We start from the raw sequence: 15,306 nt of genomic DNA on the forward strand, positions 1-15,306 counted from the left end.
AGGAGTACAGCGTACACCTTAGAGTCGCTGCATCCGAGTGTACGCCGTACACCTCAACCTTGAAGGAGCTCTCATGTCTCCCATCCGCCGAACCGCAATTCTCGCCGGTGTACTCTTTCTCCTCACCGAAGTCGGCGCGATCGTCGGTCGTCTGCTCTATGCCCCGGTGCTCAACACGCCCGGTTATGTCCTCGGTGCCGGCCGCGACCCGATGGTGGCCGTCGGCGTGCTGTTCGAGGTCGTGCTGGTGATCGCCGTGGTCGGCACCGGGGTGGTCCTTTATCCGGTGCTCCGCCGCCAGAGTCCGACGCTGGCGCTGGCCTACGCTGCCGCGCGCATCCTCGAGGCCGCGATCATCCTGGTGGGCACCCTCAGCCTGCTCACGGTGCTGATGCTGCGGCAGCAGCCGCCCAGTGTTGATGACAGCGCGCTTGAGGCCGTCGCCGCCGCGTTGCTGGCCCTGCAAGACGGCACCCTGCTGTTCGGCCCGGGCTTCGCGCTCGGCGTCGGCTCGATCCTGCTGGCCTCCCTGATGTTCACCTCCCGCCTCGTGCCTCGCGCCATCGCGGTACTCGGCCTGGTGGGCGGGGCCATCATCACCATCTCGACGGTGCTGGTGATCTTCGGCCTGTACGGCCAGTTCTCCCCGACCGGGCTGCTCGTTGCGCTGCCCGTGTTCGCTTGGGAGGTGTCGCTCGCACTCTGGCTTATCCTCAAGGGCTTCAACACCGCCGCCGTCGAGCGGATGCCGCAGCGCCGAGTCGGCGCCGACCCGGTTGGGGCGACCTCGTGAGGGCCGCGGTCTACGGACGGTTCGGCCCCGCCGACGTTGTCTCGGTTGAGGAGATCCCCACTCCGGCGCCCGGGCCGGAGGAGGTGCTCATCCGGGTGCTCGCCAGCACCGTGAGCGCCGCCGACCACCGGGCCCGCTCCCACGACGTGCCGAAGGGACTCGGCCTCCTGGCCGGGGCCGGCCTGGGGTTCTTCAGGCCCCGCCGGCGGGTGCTCGGCATGGACGCCGCCGGGGTCGTCGCAGCGGTGGGGGAGAAGGTCACCAGATTCGCGCCCGGCGACGAGGTCATCGCCATGCTCGGCGCGAAGTTCGGCGGCCACGCCGAGTATGCCCGGATCGGGCAGGACGGACCGATCACCGCCAAGCCGGCCGGCCTGGGCTTCGACGAATCCGTCGCCCTCGTCTTCGGCGGCATCACCGCGAGGGTCTTCCTGAACCGCGCCGACATCCAGCCGGGCGCGCGGGTGCTGGTCAACGGGGCATCCGGAGCCGTCGGCACCGCGGCCGTGCAACTGGCCAAGAACCTCGGTGCGCACGTGACCGCGGTCTGCGCGGCGCGGAACGCCGCCCTGGTCACCGACCTGGGCGCCGACAGGGTGATCGACTACGAGAGCTCGGACTTCACGACCGGATCCGACACCTACGACGTGATCATGGACTGCGTCGGTAACGCGTCTTTCGACAGGGTGCAGCGGCTGATCACCCCCGGCGGAGCCCTGTTGGCCGTCATCACCGACCTCACCGGTCTCCTGCGCGCGAGGTCCCGCACTCGCAGGAGCGGCAAGCTGGTCAGCGCCAGCGGCGTCGACTACCGGGCCGAGGACCTTCGGTTTCTCGTGGGCCTCGCGGAGCAGGGCAAACTGCGACCGGTCATCGACCGCAGTTACGACCTCGACGAGATCGTGGCCGCGCACCGCTTCGTCGACGCCGGCCACAAGCGGGGCAGTGTTGTGCTGCGCATCGCCGGATCGAGCTAGACCGGCCTCAGGCGATGTGGCTCAGGCAAACGCGCTCAGGCCACGCGCTCAGGCCAACGCGGCCAGGGCCTCGCGGGCGCGTTGCATCGACGAACTGAGCCCCCACGTGGCCGACAACTGCTCCAGCTCGGCATTCTGCTCGGGTGTGCTGGGGCGGATGCGGGCGTCGAAGTCCGGCAGGTCCAGGTCACGCACGACGTTCACCACGGTCGGGGCCACCGTGAGGTAGTCCGCGGCGGCGAGGATCTTCGCGCGCACGGAGGCGCCCAACTTCACATCGGGGTCGGCCGCCGCCGCCACGATCCCGTCGAGGTCGCCGTACTCGGCCAGCAGCGTGGCCGCGGTCTTCTCGCCCACCCCGGCCACGCCGGGCAGGCCGTCGGAGGCGTCGCCGCGCAAGGCGGCGAAGTCGGCGTACTGCGCCGGAGTGACGCCGGTCTTGGCCGTCAGCGTCGCGTCGGTCAGAAGCTCCAGCCGGGCCATGCCGCGGCCGGTGTAGATCACCCGAACGTCCCGGGTGTCGTCGACGAGCTGGAAGAGGTCCCGGTCGCCCGTGATGATGTCCACCGGGATCGACGAGTGCGAGGCGAGGGTGCCGATCACATCGTCTGCCTCGTGCTGGGCGGCGCCGATGATCGGGGTGCCGAGCGCGGTGAGCACCTCGCGGATGATCGGCACCTGCGGGGTGAGCAGGTCGGGCACAACCTCGATTGCGGGGTCGGCAGCCACCGAAGGCTCGGCGGCGACCCGATGGGTCTTGTAGGTGGGGATGAGATCGACCCGCCACTGCGGCCGCCAGTCGTCGTCCCAGCAGGCCACGATCTCGGTGGGCTGGAACTCGGTGGCGAGTCGGGCGATCATGTCGAGCAACCCGCGCACGGCGTTCACCGGTTCACCGGTGGGTGCGCGCACCGAGTCCGGCACGCCGTAGAACGCGCGGAAATACAGGGAGGCGGTGTCAAGGAGCATCCGGCGCTCGGGTTGAGTGGTCACGGCCGCATCTTGCCACACCTGAGGAACCGGCGCAGTGGCCGGCCGCGCCGCTAGCGTGCCTGGGCCACCAGTGCCTCGGCGGAGATGCTGCGGTTCACCACACCGGCCGCCGCAGCGCGCAGGGTGACCGCGTGTGTGCGGGCGTAGTCGCGGAGGGCGTCGAAGGCCTCGCTCATGGTGCAGGAGCGCACCTCGGCGAGAACCCCCTTTGCCTGCTCCACCAGAATCCGGGTGTCCAGAGCGAGGTGGAGCTGCGCGGCCACAACCTCGGGCTGCCGGAAACTGCGCTCGTGCAGGATGCCGACTGTCGCGACATCCGCCAAGGCCTGGGCGAGCTGGGCGTCTCGGTCGCTGAGCGCGCCGGCCTCCGTACTGAGCAGGTTCATCGCGCCGATGACCTCGCCGTGCAGCCGGAGTGGGGTGGCGTGGGCGGCCCGAAAGCCCTGGTCGAGGGCGGTGCGGCGGAACCGCGGCCAGTCGCGGGGGTCGGTTTCGATGTCGGGAACGCTCACCACCGCCCCGGTCTGGTAGCAGTCGATGCATGGGCCGGCGCCGGCGGCGACGATCATGACCTCGACGATTTCAGCCTCTTCGCTGGTCGAGGCCACCAATTCGAGCATCCCCGTGCCATCGGCCAGGAGGATGCCGCCTGCCTGTACGTCGAGAAGCTGGGTGCAGGTGTAGACGAGGGTGGACAGCAGATCGACGATGTCGTAGTCGGCGACCAGGCTGCCGGCCACGCGCACAAACGCGTCGTTGATTCTTTCTTCACGGGTGTTGTCAGCCGCGTGGTCTATGGCGTGCATGTCATACCTACTCTGGGAGCTCTGCGAAATTGAGGCGCCGGCTGACGACGGCGTGGGCAATCTCTTGGACGGTATATCCGCTAGAAAAAGCGTAGGCCCGGATTCGTGAGAAAGCATCCGTTGCGTTGATATCCAGCTGGCCGAGAACCATCCCGGTGGCCTGGTGGATCTCCCGCCGGGATTCGATCGGTGCCTCATCGTCGGATGATTCGTGTTCGGCGAGGACTATCGCACGGCGGAAGGCGGGCCCGGCGATGGCGCGACACAGGGAAGTGCCCAGTGCGGCGGCCTGGTCATCGAGGGCCCCGGGGGTGGTGCGGTAACAGGTGACAGTGCCGGTGCAGGCCGCTCCCAGCATGAGGGGAAAGGTGAAGACGGCGCCCACGGTCAGCTCGGCAGCGCTCCGCAGGAATGCCGGCCACCGGTCGGTCAGCGCGAGGTCGGGAACCGATATGAGCGATGCGGTCCGAAACGCATCGAACTGAGGACCTTCACCCAGATCGAATTGCATCTCCTCCAACCGAGCGGCCGTGGGGTCGGTGGCGTGGATCAGCGAGGCGCGGCGGTCCTGATCCATCACCGAAATGGCCGCACCCGTGATCGGCAGGAGTTCCAGGAACGGGGAGGCCAGCTGCCCGCCCGTCATTCGGGGTGTCCCCGAGACTTCACTCATCAGCACCGCCAGCCGTGTCCATAGTGTCAAAAGGGCACGTGTCATCGAAACGAGTCCGAACCTAAGGTCAACGTTAGTCCTGTCTGGCCCGGCTCGACCAGTCCGAACCGGCTGCGATCCCGGATGCCCGGCGGTACTCTCGTGAGTCCCGACCCGCGGCGGCCGATGCTGCCGGTTCTCTTCACGGAAGGTTCAGCCCATGTCGCACTCCTCTCCGGTTCCGGACGTACCCGGCGGCGCCCCTGACGGTCGCGGCGAAACCCCGAATGAGCGTCTGGACCGCAACTGGAATGAGCTGCTCCAGGAGCTCAGGGTCATCCAAACTGGAACCCAGATTCTCACCGGCTTCCTCCTGGCCGCGGTCTTCCAATCCCGGTTCGAGGACCTCGATGCGTTTCAGCGCGACATCTATCTGGTCCTGGTCGCAACCTCGGTTCTGACGACCCTGGTGGGCCTGGCTCCGGTGAGCCTGCATCGAGTGCTGTTCCGCAAGCACGCGAAGAGCCGCATCATCCGGTACACCGACTATTTCGTGCAGGCCACGCTCGCCGGGGTCGCCATCACGGTCGCCGGCATCGGGCTGCTCATCTTCGATCTGGTGCTCGGCCGGGCGTGGGGTGTGGCCTTCGCGGTGTTCATCCTCGTCGTTGTCGCGCTGCTCTGGATTGTGGTGCCGCGCATCATCCGTCGTTCGGCCTGACATCCTGGCCGATCGGCGTCACGAGCGGTACGGTCGAGCCATCATGAGACTAGGACCGCACCTTCACCGCATCGGCAACGACATCGTGGCCGCCTACCTCGTCGACACTCCCGAGGGGGTGACCGTGATCGATGCCGGACTCGCCGGCCAGTGGCGGGACCTCCTCGCCGAGCTGACCGGCATGGGGCGCACCCTCAGCGACGTCAAAGGCGTCATTCTCACGCACGGTGACGGCGATCACGTCGGCTTTGCCGAACGGCTCCGGCGCGATCACGGCGTGCCGGTCTACGTTCACCCGGGCGACGCGGCTCGCGCGAAGGGTGGCCCCAAGCCGGCGAACGGCCGCCAGTCGATGAAGCTGGGCGCCACTCTGGGCTTCGCGGCGTACTCCCTGCGCAAGGGCGGGATGCGCACCACCTACCTGACCGAGACCGTGGACGCGAACGACGGAGACACGCTGGACCTGCCCGGTGCGCCCCGAATCATCGGCCTGCCCGGGCATTCCGAAGGCAGCATCGCGATCCATGTGCCGATTGCCGACGCCGCTTTCGTGGGCGATGGGCTCACGACCCGTCACGTACTCACGGGCAAGACGGGGCCTCAGCCGGCGCCGTTCACGGATGAGCCGGAGCAGGCGATCGCATCGCTTCGCGCCATTCTCCCCACGGGGGCCACCTGGGTGCTGCCCGGACACGGCACCCCGTGGAACGCCGGCGTTGCGGCGGCCGTCACCGCCGTAGAGAGGGCCGCCCGGGTCTGACGCCAACTCTGACACCATCAATGCTTGACGTGACACCATCGTGGTGTCATGATGGTGGCATGGAACTTGGACCGTACGTCAATGACCTTCAGCGTCAGCTGGTGGATGCCGCGGAGAACGGTGCGGAGGACACTCGCGCCGTCGCCGAGCGCCTCGCCGCCGGGCTGGATGCAGCGGCGCGGCTCGTGCTCCTCGACGTGCTGTCGGCCGCGGTGGGCGAAATCACCCGCGACCTCGCCCCCGGCTCCGTCGACCTGCGGCTGCGCGGTCGTGAGATCGAGTTCGTCGTCACCGCGCCGAACACCGAGCCGGAGAGCGACGAGCGGCCCGCAGCATCCGTCGACCTCGACGAAGCGAGCACCTCACGCACCACCCTCCGTCTGCCGGACGCCCTCAAGGCGCGGGTGGACGAAGCGGCGGCGGCCGATGGTCTGTCGGTGAACACCTGGCTGGTGCGTGCGACGGCGGCCGCTCTGCAACCCAAGCAACGCCGTTCCGTGCAGCGCACCCTGCGCACCGGCGACAACTTCGCGGGCTGGGCGCGCTAACCCGCCCAGCACGCTGAACACTCCAACCACGCGCACCCGCGGGGTCGGTCCGTCGTACCCACATTGCACAGCACCACATTGCACAGCCCCGAATTGCACAGCCCTGAATTGCATAGCCCACAGAGAGGGACGCATCAGCATGCCCACCTACGACACCCCCAACCCCATCGACCTCGCCATCCACCTGCCGGTCGGCGCAATCGACGTCGTCGCCAGCGACCGAACCGACACCGTCGTGACGGTGTCACCCACCAGCCCGGCCAGGGCAGTCGACCGCCGCGGTGCCGAGGAGACCAGAGTGGACTTCGACGGCCAGCGCCTCACCGTCACCGGCCCGAAGCCCCGCTTCAGCATCATCGGCCCCAGCGAGTCGGTGGACGTGCTCATCGAGCTGCCGACGGGATCGCGGCTCACGGCCGAGATTTCATCGGGCAATGTGCGCGCAACCGGACGCCTCGGCGCCACCCGGATCAAGTGCTCGAACGGTGCGGCGGAGGTCGATACCACCGGCGACCTGTGGCTGCGCGCCGGCAACGGCAACGCCACCGTCGGCGCCGCCGAGGGAGACATCGAGATCACCGCCGATCACGGTCAGCTCCGGATCGGCACTGTCACCGGCAACGCGATCCTCAAGGCCTCGCACGGCAACATCTCGGTGGGGGAGTCCGGCGGCGATCTCGACGCGAAGCTCTCCTACGGCGACCTCGAGATCACCCGGGCGCTCGCCGCCGTGTCGGCGAAAACCGCCTATGGCAGTATCCAGCTCGGAGAGATCTCGAGCGGGTCGGTGCAGGTCGAGAGCGGCTTCGGCCAGGTCAGCATCGGTGTGCGTCCCGGCGTTCCCGCCTGGCTCGATCTGGCCTCCAAGAACGGCCGCCTGCGCAACGAGCTCGACGGCGACAGTGCCCCAGACCCGTCCGAGCAGACCGTGGCAGTGCGTGCGCGCACCGCGTTCGGCGACATCGGCATCCACCGCGCGCGCTGAGTGCGCGCACCGAAGCGAAGGGTAGAACATCATGACCACCACCGCGATCGCCGTGCAGGGATTGCGTAAGTCCTACGGCAGCAAGACCGTTCTCGACGACGTCGACCTCACCGTGAAGGCGGGCACCGTGACCGCGCTGCTCGGCCCGAACGGCGCCGGCAAGACCACCACCGTGCACATCCTCTCCACGCTCGTGCGGGCGGATGCCGGCACCCTCACCGTCGCGGGATGCGACGTTTCGCGCGACCCCGACGGTGTGCGCGCGGCGATCGGTCTCACCGGCCAGTTCTCCGCTGTCGACGGCCTGCTCACCGGCGAGGAGAACCTCCTGCTGATGGCCCGGCTGCGTCACCTCGGCGCGAAACGCTCGAAGTCGCGGGTGGCCGAACTGCTCGAGGAGTTCGACCTCGTCGAGGCCGCGCGCAAGCCACTCGCCACCTACTCCGGCGGCATGCGCCGCCGCCTCGACCTCGCGATGACCCTGGTCCAGGCGCCGAGCGTGATCTTCCTTGACGAGCCCACCACGGGCCTGGACCCGCGCAGCAGGCACACCATGTGGGACATCGTGCGTGGCCTGGTGTCGGAGGGCACCACGGTCTTGCTCACCACCCAGCACCTCGAGGAGGCGGACCAGCTCGCGGACCACATCGCGGTGCTCGACGGCGGTCGCATCGTCGCCGACGGCACGCCCGACGAGCTCAAGAGCCTCGTACCGGGCGGTCACATCCGGCTTCGCTTTGCGGATGCCGCGGCGCTGGACACCGCCGCCCGCCTGCTCAATCAGTCGGCTCGCGATGGCTCTGCTCGCGATGGCTCTGCTCGTGACGGCTCTGCTCGTGATGACGCCGGACTGGTGCTCACCGTGCCCAGCGCCGGCGGCGTCGGCGCGCTGCGCGCCGTGCTCGACCGCCTCGACGCGGCCCATCTCGAGGTCGACGACCTCAGCATCCACACCCCGGACCTTGATGACGTGTTCTTCGCGCTGACCGGCACGAAGGAATCGTCCGGCCGGGCCGATTCGAAGGGAACAGACTCATGACCACCATCACCGCCCCGCGCCCGACCGTGCAGGGCAGCCGTCATCGGTCCTATGTCGTGACCGACGCGATCACAATGCTGCGCCGCAACCTGCTGCACATGATTCGCTACCCGGGCCTGTCAGTGTTCACCATCGTGGGTCCGGTGGTGATCCTGCTCATGTTCGTGTTCGTCTTCGGCGGCACCCTCGGGGCCGGCCTGCCGGGCGTGGACCCGGCCGGCGGGAGGGCGGCGTACCTCGCCTACGTGATGCCGGGCATCCTGGCGATCACCATAGCCGGCACCGCCGGCGGCACTGCCACGACGGTCTCGATGGACATGACCGAGGGCATCACCGCGAGGTTTCGCACCATGGCGATCTCCCGCGCGGCGGTGCTCGCCGGGCACGTGCTCGGCAACACCATCCAGGCGATCATCGCCGTCGCGCTGGTGCTCGGCGTCGGTGTGCTGATCGGGTTCCGGCCCACCGCCACCCCCATCGAGTGGCTCGCCACCTTCGGCCTGATCGCGCTGATCGCCTTCGCGATCACCTGGATCGCCGTGGGGATGGGCATGCAGGCCAAATCGGTGGAGACGGCGAGCAACCTGCCGCTCCTGCTGGTTTTGCTGCCGTTCCTCGGCAGCGGCTTCGTACCGACCGAGTCGATGCCGGCCGGGCTGCAGTGGTTCGCGGAGTACCAGCCGTTCACGCCGATCGTGGAGACCCTCCGCGGGCTGCTGCTCGGCACCCCGCTCGGCTGGAACGCTGTGCTCGCGGTCGGCTGGTGCGTGGTGATCACGGTCATCGGCTACGCCTGGTCGATGATCATCTACGAGCGCAAGTCGGTGCGTTCCTAGTCACGCCGCCCGGGCTCTCGCGAGTTGACTTGCGGATCGCGATGAACCGCCCCAGTAACCTGGGCCCATGTCGTCCCTCACCCCAGTGTCGCCCGGCGATACGGCCGACCTGACCGACTTCCTCCGCGAGGTAGATCTGACGCTGAGCGGGCTTGACGCTCCCACGGTGCACCTCTGGATCGAACGGGATGCGGTCGGCAGCATCGTGGCGTGCACGGGATTCGAGCTCAGCGATGACCAGCAGCACGCGCTCATTCGGAGCGTGGCGGTTCATCCACTCACCCAGCGAACCGGCGAGGGCACCCGGCTGGCCCTGTTCGCCCTAGCGCGGGCTGCTGAAAGCGGAGCGCAGCGGGCGTGGCTGTTCAGTCGACGGTCCGGGCCTTTCTGGCAGAAACTGGGCTTCGAGGCTGCCGACCGCGACGACCTCGCCAGGGCGCTCGCCGGTACCCACCAGGTGCAACACTTCGTCCAATCCGGCCAGCTCAGCCGTGAGGTTGCGTGGTCTCGCCCGCTCCGAGCCGGGTAGGGACCGGCAAAAATCCGCACCGGCTGTGGCACATCGAGTCGCCAAGCGGCCGTGCCGTAGCCTGAGCGGATGAGCAGAGCATCCGCTGGGGGCGCCATCGGCGCGGGTCACATCGTTGTATGCGGACCGGTGTCGTGGAACACGCTCGTCTACCTCGACCAGCTGCCGGAGCCGCGCCCGCACGTCACGTTCGCCCTCGAGGATTTCCAGACCGTCGGTGGCACCTCCGCGGGTAAGGCGCTGCACCTGACCGGGCTCGGGCGGGCTGTCGAATGCCAGACCCTGCTCGGCGACGACGACGCATCAGGACGGGTGCGTTCCGTTCTCGAGGCGGCGGGAATCCAGGTGACCGCGTCGGTGGTGCCGGGTGCCGGCGAACGACACCTGAACCTGATGACCCGGGCGGGGGAGCGGGTGTCCGTGTACCTCTCGGTGCCGGCGTTCACCGCACCCGACATCGCCCAGTTCACGGCGTTGAGCCGGGGTGCCGCGGCCCTGGTGATGGACCTCTCCGAAACCTCCCGAGCCCTGCTCCCCACGGCTATCGCGGCCGGCGTCCCCGTCTGGACCGATGTCCACGACTACGACGGCCGGTCCGAGTTCCACGAGCCCTTCATTCGGGCGGCCGACTACATCTTCATGAATGCCGACGGCATGAGCGATCCGTCGGCGTTCATGCGGGCCCGTGTGGCGGCCGGCACCACGGCCGTCGTGTGCACGCTCGGCGCAGAGGGCGCGATGGCCGTCGACGCCGAGGGCCTGCACCGGGTGGCTGCCGTGCCCGTTCAGGTGCGGGACACGAACGGCGCCGGCGATGCGTTCTTCGCGGGTTTTCTCGACGCCACCCTGTCAGGCGCCTCCACGGAGGCGGCGCTCGCCGCGGGCGCCGACCAGGCGACAGTTGCTCTGCGCACGAAACACCTGCACCCGGCGTTGGAGACGCTGGTTCCCTAGCTCGGGGGGTTAGGGGGCGATGCGCCTACTCCTTCGAGAAGGCGTTCGGTTCGAGGCCCGCGATGCGACGGGCGTGCTCCTGAAGGGCCTCGTCAGTCACCTGGTGGCCGCCGTCGGCGAAGCGTTGGCGTAATGCAACCAAGACCTGGGCCTCGTCGTGACCGGCCAGGTCCGCTTCCTGCTGCAGCAGGATGCCCGCCACTTTGTCGTCTTCGGTTGTGCTGTGCTGGGCCTGAATCGGTTCGTCCTGGGTGTCGCCGGGCATGCTGTCCTCCGTTGGCAGAATCTCGTGGGGACCATTGTGCCTCACGAAGCTCCGAGCGCTGGTCGAGGTGTCACCAACGGTTGCGGATGTCTTCCGCCCAGCCCAACAGACTGTCGACCCGGATGCGTCCCAGATCGGTGTCGACCCAGCCTGAATAGTGGCCGAAACACTGGTGACCGCGGCTGCCGAAGACCAGAAGCTCGGTCTTGCTGGCATGGTCCCAGAACGGGTCGAAACGCAGGTCGAGGCTCCCTCCGTGAATTCGCCACGGGGCGAGCCAGTGGGCTTCGTCGTAGACCCAGTCGAGTTCATCGCTGACCTTGTGGAGCGTTCCGTCGATGAGCACCGCGTTCTCGGTCGAACCGGTTCCGTCCGTCCACCGGCCGCCCAGCTGGAGGCCGATGGTGCGTCCGTCGACGATTCCCGACGCCGCGCCCCAATTCCAGGTCATCTTGTACGGCCAGCGACCGCGGCCGTGGTCGAGCACCGCCCAACTGTCGCCGGCGGGAAGCTCAAACCGGTCACCCTGGACCTCGACCCAGCCCTCGGCCGGACGGGCCACGTCTTTGACGGTGTACTGGAAGCGGCTCTTGGACCACGGAACCACGACGGCCAGCGCCTCGTGGCCGGCCGGACGCACGGCGGTGATGTCGAAGGCCACCCGCGCGCCGCGACCGCGCAGGCGGGTGCCGCCGGGTACCTCGTCGATGTCGATCGTGAGCGACCGGGTGCGCGCCCGGGCGGATGAGGCGCCGAGGGATGCCGGCAGGGTGGCACTGGATCCCAGCGGTGCGACGGCGCCGCGTTCCATCGTCGTTCCCGATACGCGGTCGTAGATCAGGATGTTGTGCACCGCTGCGTAGTCGAGCGAGGAGACGGTCAGAGTCACGATGTGGGTGGGCGTGGTGACGCCCCAATACTCCCAGCGCTTATTGCGGCCCCAACTGCTGCGGCCGTCGATGCCTGCAGTGTCGTGCAGAGGCCTTCTGCTCCAACCGACGGCGGCGGGGTTGAGCCGCCCGTCGGGCAGGCACAGCGAAACCGGCTCGGTGATCTCGCGCTCGACGATCGTGCGATTCACGCGTGCTCCTTCATTGGTGTCATCTGAATCTAATGGTGCTGCAGGGTCGACGAAGACGTCGAAGAGCCAGGCAAATGCCACCCCATCCGTCACCATCCGTGCATAGGGTCTCCCTGAAAATAGTTTTCGTCAATCCGAATATTACTGCCCCGCGCCTGCTACAGTTTAGTAATCGTCAAACAGACGAAAACTAGAGGGACGACACATGAGCATCACATTCCGCGCACAGGCCAACGGGTTTCCCGTCGACTCGTGCTTCGTACCGTTCACCTTCCCGGGTGGCGAACGCCACTTCAAGGACAGCGGGACCGGCGCCGAGCAGAACGAGCACTGCATCATCCGCGGAGCCGACGCCAACGACTACGTGGCCGCGAAGATGTGGGCCGAGATGGTCCACGCAGCCGGGGGAGTGGCCACCGCCTACATCCCCTACCTCCCCGGAGCCCGCGCCGACCGCGGCCTCCCCTTCGGCGCCAAGGCCTACGCCGGCCTCATCAACGACATCGGCGCCGACCACGTCATCTGCTTCGACCCGCACTCGCCGGTCATGCCCGCGCTCATAAACAACCTCCAGATCATCGACAGCACCCGCCTCGTTCGCCGGGCCGTCGGCGGCTACGACACGACGTACACCGGCATCATCGCCCCGGACAAGGGTGCCGCCGTCCGCGCCGGCCACGCCGCCCACGCGCTCCACTTGCCGCTATACACCGCCACCAAGGACCGTGTTGAAGCTACCGGTTCCCTCAGCAACTTCCAGTGCCCCGACCTGCCGGCCGACGGCAAATACCTCGTGGTGGACGACATTGCAGACGGAGGCGGCACCTTCCGCGGCCTGGCCGCAGCTACCGGTCTCCCGCGCGAACAGCTCGGCCTCTTCGTTTCCCACGGCATCTTCTCCGGAGCCGCCGCCGACCTCAACGACTCGTATGGCGAGATCATCACCACCGACTCACACCCCGGTGCCTACAACCCCGATGTCGCGGCCCGCGTCATCCCCGTCATCCCCTACATGATTGGAACCCACTAATGCCTCGCCTCGCACAACGCATCACCACCGCCAGCCCGATCGCTGCGCTGCTCGACACCGACGGCTACAAGCTTTCGCACCGGGCCCTGTACCCGCAGGCCGGCAGCGGCCGGGGAAACAACACCGGCACGACTCGCATCCTGATCAACTGGACCAACCGCAGCAACAAGTACATGCCCGGATCCACCCACGCCGTCGTCTTCGGCGTGCAGTCCTTTATCCAGAGCTACCTCGTGGAGACGTGGAGAGCATTCTTCGAAGCAGATGAGGATCTTGTCGTCGCCCTTTACGAAGAGGCACTCACCAACTACCTCGGCCCGAACCCCATCGGTAGCGAACACATCCGAGCCCTCCACAAGCTCGGCTACCTCCCGCTGAAGATCAAGGCGCTGCCCGAAGGAACGCTGGCTCCCATCGGCGTTGCCACCCTCACCATCGAGAACACCCACGATGCCTTCTACTGGCTGCCCAACTACATCGAAACCCCGCTGAGCGCCTCCATCTGGCACCCCGGAACCGTTGCTACCATCGCCCTTGAATACCGCGAGCTACTCGAGAAGTGGGCTCTCCGCACCGACCCCGCCGGTCTCGCCGGAGTTGACTTCCAGGCTCACGACTTCTCGATGCGCGGTCAGAGCTCCATCGGTAGTGCCGCAGCCAGCGGAGCAGGCCACCTCACCAGCTTCCTTGGCACCGACTCGATGCCCTCCATTGACCACATCAGCCGGTACTACCCCGGAGACAACGGCTGGGTTGCAGCGTCGGTCCCCGCGACCGAACACTCCGTCATGTGCGTCCGCGGCCAGAAGGGCGAACTCGAGGCCTTCGAACAGATCCTCGACACCTTCCCGACCGGCATCGTCTCTGCCGTCGCTGACGGGTACGACCTCTTCACGGCGATCACCGAGGTGCTCCCACGGCTCAAGAACCGCATCCTCGCCCGTGACGGCAAGCTCGTCATCCGCCCCGACTCCGGCGACCCAGTCGACATCGTCACCGGTGAATACAACGCCCACATGACCGATGAGGACGTGGCCGACGACCGGAGCGACGCCCGCCTCGACAAGGCCCGCTACTACGAGCACGAGAAGTCGCGCGGTCGCATGCCGAACGAAGCCCGGGGCGTCGTGGAGCTCCTCGGAGACATCTTCGGCTACACCGTCAACGACCAGGGCTACAAGGTTCTCGACCCCCACATCGGCGTCATTTACGGCGACAGCATCAACCTCGACCGCGCCCTGCGCATCATGCAGCGACTCGAGGCCAAGGGGTGGGCGTCGACCAACGTAGTGTTTGGCATCGGCAGCTTTACCTACCAGATGGCCACCAGAGATAATTTGGGATCAGCTGTCAAGGCGACCTGGGGCATGGTCGACGGAGTCTCCACCGATATCCAGAAGGATCCGAAGACCGGTGCCGGCGGCAAGAAGAGTGCCAAGGGTCGCATTGCCCTCCACCGCGACGAGAACGGTGAGATCTACCAGGTCGACGAACAGACAGCTGAAGAGGCTGAGTCCGGCCTTCTCGAGGTCGTCTGGCAGGATGGGTACTTCTACAAGCACCAGTCGTTCGCTGACGTCCGTGCCACCCTCAAGGCAGAGCGGACCGCTCGCTCCAAGCGCAACACCAACCAGCAGAAGGCGGCCTAGCGCATGTCTCAGCCGTTGATCAGCATCGACGTCGTCGCGCTGCGGTATAGCCGCTCGACCAAGCAGGTGGAAGTGGCGCTCGTCCGACGCCAGTTCGAGCCGTCAGCAGGGCGACTGGCCCTTCCTGGCGTGCTTCTGGTCAGCGGCGAGCTGCTGGATGACGCCGTGCACCGTGCCCTCCGCGACAAGGCCGGCGTCATGCGCGAGTACGTCCGCGCCATCGGTGACGTTGGCGTTTTCGACACCCCAGGCCGGGACCCGCGCGGCCCGACCCTGTCCGTCACCAAGTACGTCATCCTCGGCGACAAATTCGAGGTGGGTGAGGGTGTGACGATGGTCCCGCTGGCTGACGCGGTTGGTCTCCCGTTCGACCACGACGTCATCATCCGCCGCGGCGCCAGGATCGTGCACGACAAGCTCTGGGTAGACCGCGGGGCGACGGAATCCCTTCTCGGACACGAGTTCAAGACCAGCGACGCTGCGGACACACAGGACGCCCTGGCGGCTGCTGCGGACCCGCAGGCTCCGAAGACGAACCGGACGAACCTGGCACGAGATTTGAAGCGAATCCGGTGGCTGGCGGAGCCGCGAACCGGGCCGGCGGCCGGCGAAGGTCGGCCGTCAAAAGTGTGGAGTTTCATCGACTGAGAGCCCGGTGAAAGAAGTGCCCGACCGGGCGACTGGTCGG

The 15,306-nt window shown here is 67.5% G+C and carries 18 protein-coding genes; 13 read left to right on the forward strand and 5 right to left on the reverse strand.

What is annotated here, in order from left to right; all coding sequences use genetic code 11:
* Positions 1-73 precede the first annotated feature (73 nt).
* Together E3T19_RS01385 and E3T19_RS01390 are read left to right on the forward strand one after the other, a co-directional pair.
* Positions 74-793 (forward strand): DUF4386 domain-containing protein, encoded by a 720-nt coding sequence (locus E3T19_RS01385; protein WP_134407899.1) that lies wholly within the window; start codon positions 74-76, stop codon positions 791-793.
* Positions 790-1,770 carry an NAD(P)-dependent alcohol dehydrogenase gene (locus tag E3T19_RS01390; RefSeq protein ID WP_134407900.1) on the forward strand — a complete coding sequence of 327 codons (981 nt, stop codon included), beginning with the start codon at positions 790-792 and terminating at the stop codon, positions 1,768-1,770. Before E3T19_RS01385 ends, E3T19_RS01390 begins: the two co-directional genes overlap by 4 nt.
* Before the next feature lie 48 nt (positions 1,771-1,818).
* Here E3T19_RS01390 and E3T19_RS01395 read toward each other — a convergent pair whose 3' ends face one another.
* The 3 genes from E3T19_RS01395 to E3T19_RS01405 form a co-directional block, all read right to left on the reverse strand.
* A complete protein-coding gene (locus E3T19_RS01395) occupies positions 1,819-2,739 on the reverse strand; it encodes a 5'-3' exonuclease (protein ID WP_134407940.1) in 921 nt (306 codons plus the stop codon).
* A gap of 74 nt (positions 2,740-2,813) precedes the next feature.
* A complete protein-coding gene (locus tag E3T19_RS01400) occupies positions 2,814-3,569 on the reverse strand; it encodes a GAF and ANTAR domain-containing protein (RefSeq protein ID WP_103460260.1) in 756 nt (251 codons plus the stop codon).
* A 7-nt stretch (positions 3,570-3,576) separates the two neighbouring features.
* Positions 3,577-4,242, reverse strand: coding sequence for a GAF and ANTAR domain-containing protein (locus E3T19_RS01405; RefSeq protein ID WP_134407901.1), 666 nt, complete (start codon positions 4,240-4,242; stop codon positions 3,577-3,579).
* Between the two features lie 199 nt (positions 4,243-4,441).
* Here E3T19_RS01405 and E3T19_RS01410 point away from each other — a divergent pair, with 199 nt between their 5' ends.
* From E3T19_RS01410 to E3T19_RS01445, 8 genes are all read left to right on the forward strand, one after another.
* Entirely contained in the window at positions 4,442-4,942 is a 501-nt protein-coding gene (locus tag E3T19_RS01410; RefSeq protein WP_134407902.1) for a DUF6328 family protein, read from the forward strand.
* Between the two features lie 43 nt (positions 4,943-4,985).
* The gene (locus tag E3T19_RS01415; protein ID WP_134407903.1) at positions 4,986-5,702 is read left to right on the forward strand and encodes an MBL fold metallo-hydrolase; all 717 of its coding nucleotides are present in this window, start codon (positions 4,986-4,988) and stop codon (positions 5,700-5,702) included.
* Positions 5,703-5,761: 59 nt separating this feature from the next.
* Positions 5,762-6,250 carry a toxin-antitoxin system HicB family antitoxin gene (locus E3T19_RS01420; protein ID WP_088457638.1) on the forward strand — a complete coding sequence of 163 codons (489 nt, stop codon included), beginning with the start codon at positions 5,762-5,764 and terminating at the stop codon, positions 6,248-6,250.
* Between the two features lie 139 nt (positions 6,251-6,389).
* Positions 6,390-7,235, forward strand: coding sequence for a DUF4097 family beta strand repeat-containing protein (locus tag E3T19_RS01425; RefSeq protein ID WP_088457637.1), 846 nt, complete (start codon positions 6,390-6,392; stop codon positions 7,233-7,235).
* 31 nt (positions 7,236-7,266) lie between these two features.
* Positions 7,267-8,274, forward strand: coding sequence for an ATP-binding cassette domain-containing protein (locus tag E3T19_RS01430; RefSeq protein WP_088457636.1), 1,008 nt, complete (start codon positions 7,267-7,269; stop codon positions 8,272-8,274).
* A complete protein-coding gene (locus E3T19_RS01435; protein ID WP_103479995.1) occupies positions 8,271-9,110 on the forward strand; it encodes an ABC transporter permease in 840 nt (279 codons plus the stop codon). The genes E3T19_RS01430 and E3T19_RS01435 overlap by 4 nt, the downstream gene beginning before the upstream one ends.
* Before the next feature lie 67 nt (positions 9,111-9,177).
* Complete coding sequence (locus E3T19_RS01440; RefSeq protein WP_134407904.1) at positions 9,178-9,639, forward strand: GNAT family N-acetyltransferase; 462 nt, start codon at positions 9,178-9,180, stop codon at positions 9,637-9,639.
* 69 nt (positions 9,640-9,708) lie between these two features.
* Positions 9,709-10,593, forward strand: a complete 885-nt coding sequence (locus E3T19_RS01445; RefSeq protein WP_088457633.1) for a carbohydrate kinase family protein — start codon at positions 9,709-9,711, stop codon at positions 10,591-10,593.
* 25 nt (positions 10,594-10,618) lie between these two features.
* Here the strand turns inward: E3T19_RS01445 and E3T19_RS01450 are convergent, their stop codons facing one another.
* On the reverse strand, positions 10,619-10,858 hold the full coding sequence (locus E3T19_RS01450; RefSeq protein WP_088457632.1) for a hypothetical protein: 240 nt from the start codon (positions 10,856-10,858) through the stop codon (positions 10,619-10,621).
* A gap of 70 nt (positions 10,859-10,928) precedes the next feature.
* On the reverse strand, positions 10,929-11,939 hold the full coding sequence (locus E3T19_RS01455) for a DUF2804 domain-containing protein (protein ID WP_241979911.1): 1,011 nt from the start codon (positions 11,937-11,939) through the stop codon (positions 10,929-10,931).
* A gap of 205 nt (positions 11,940-12,144) precedes the next feature.
* On the opposite strand from E3T19_RS01455, the gene E3T19_RS01460 reads away from it, so the two are divergent.
* From E3T19_RS01460 to E3T19_RS01470, 3 genes are read left to right on the forward strand one after another with little or no spacing between them, the layout of a single operon-like run.
* Positions 12,145-12,969, forward strand: a complete 825-nt coding sequence (locus E3T19_RS01460; RefSeq protein WP_134407906.1) for a phosphoribosyltransferase family protein — start codon at positions 12,145-12,147, stop codon at positions 12,967-12,969.
* The gene (locus E3T19_RS01465; RefSeq protein WP_134407907.1) at positions 12,969-14,618 is read left to right on the forward strand and encodes a nicotinate phosphoribosyltransferase; all 1,650 of its coding nucleotides are present in this window, start codon (positions 12,969-12,971) and stop codon (positions 14,616-14,618) included. Before E3T19_RS01460 ends, E3T19_RS01465 begins: the two co-directional genes overlap by 1 nt.
* A 3-nt stretch (positions 14,619-14,621) precedes the next feature.
* Positions 14,622-15,266: an NUDIX hydrolase gene (locus E3T19_RS01470; RefSeq protein WP_134407908.1), complete on the forward strand. Its 645-nt coding sequence runs from the start codon at positions 14,622-14,624 to the stop codon at positions 15,264-15,266.
* The last annotated feature ends 40 nt before the right edge of the window (positions 15,267-15,306 follow it).

The organism is Cryobacterium sp. TMT4-31, from assembly GCF_004403385.1.
GTDB classification, from domain to species: domain Bacteria; phylum Actinomycetota; class Actinomycetes; order Actinomycetales; family Microbacteriaceae; genus Cryobacterium; species Cryobacterium zongtaii.

Coding starts and splice junctions, on each gene's coding strand:
- E3T19_RS01435 (WP_103479995.1), top strand. CDS start 8,271: ATGACCACCATCACCGCCCCGCGCCCGACCGTGCAGGGCAGCCGTCAT.
- E3T19_RS01430 (WP_088457636.1), top strand. CDS start 7,267: ATGACCACCACCGCGATCGCCGTGCAGGGATTGCGTAAGTCCTACGGC.
- E3T19_RS01460 (WP_134407906.1), top strand. CDS start 12,145: ATGAGCATCACATTCCGCGCACAGGCCAACGGGTTTCCCGTCGACTCG.
- E3T19_RS01385 (WP_134407899.1), top strand. CDS start 74: ATGTCTCCCATCCGCCGAACCGCAATTCTCGCCGGTGTACTCTTTCTC.
- E3T19_RS01445 (WP_088457633.1), top strand. CDS start 9,709: ATGAGCAGAGCATCCGCTGGGGGCGCCATCGGCGCGGGTCACATCGTT.
- E3T19_RS01465 (WP_134407907.1), top strand. CDS start 12,969: ATGCCTCGCCTCGCACAACGCATCACCACCGCCAGCCCGATCGCTGCG.
- E3T19_RS01410 (WP_134407902.1), top strand. CDS start 4,442: ATGTCGCACTCCTCTCCGGTTCCGGACGTACCCGGCGGCGCCCCTGAC.
- E3T19_RS01415 (WP_134407903.1), top strand. CDS start 4,986: ATGAGACTAGGACCGCACCTTCACCGCATCGGCAACGACATCGTGGCC.
- E3T19_RS01405 (WP_134407901.1), bottom strand. CDS start 4,242: ATGAGTGAAGTCTCGGGGACACCCCGAATGACGGGCGGGCAGCTGGCC.
- E3T19_RS01400 (WP_103460260.1), bottom strand. CDS start 3,569: ATGCACGCCATAGACCACGCGGCTGACAACACCCGTGAAGAAAGAATC.
- E3T19_RS01420 (WP_088457638.1), top strand. CDS start 5,762: ATGGAACTTGGACCGTACGTCAATGACCTTCAGCGTCAGCTGGTGGAT.
- E3T19_RS01450 (WP_088457632.1), bottom strand. CDS start 10,858: ATGCCCGGCGACACCCAGGACGAACCGATTCAGGCCCAGCACAGCACA.
- E3T19_RS01440 (WP_134407904.1), top strand. CDS start 9,178: ATGTCGTCCCTCACCCCAGTGTCGCCCGGCGATACGGCCGACCTGACC.
- E3T19_RS01425 (WP_088457637.1), top strand. CDS start 6,390: ATGCCCACCTACGACACCCCCAACCCCATCGACCTCGCCATCCACCTG.
- E3T19_RS01470 (WP_134407908.1), top strand. CDS start 14,622: ATGTCTCAGCCGTTGATCAGCATCGACGTCGTCGCGCTGCGGTATAGC.
- E3T19_RS01395 (WP_134407940.1), bottom strand. CDS start 2,739: ATGCTCCTTGACACCGCCTCCCTGTATTTCCGCGCGTTCTACGGCGTG.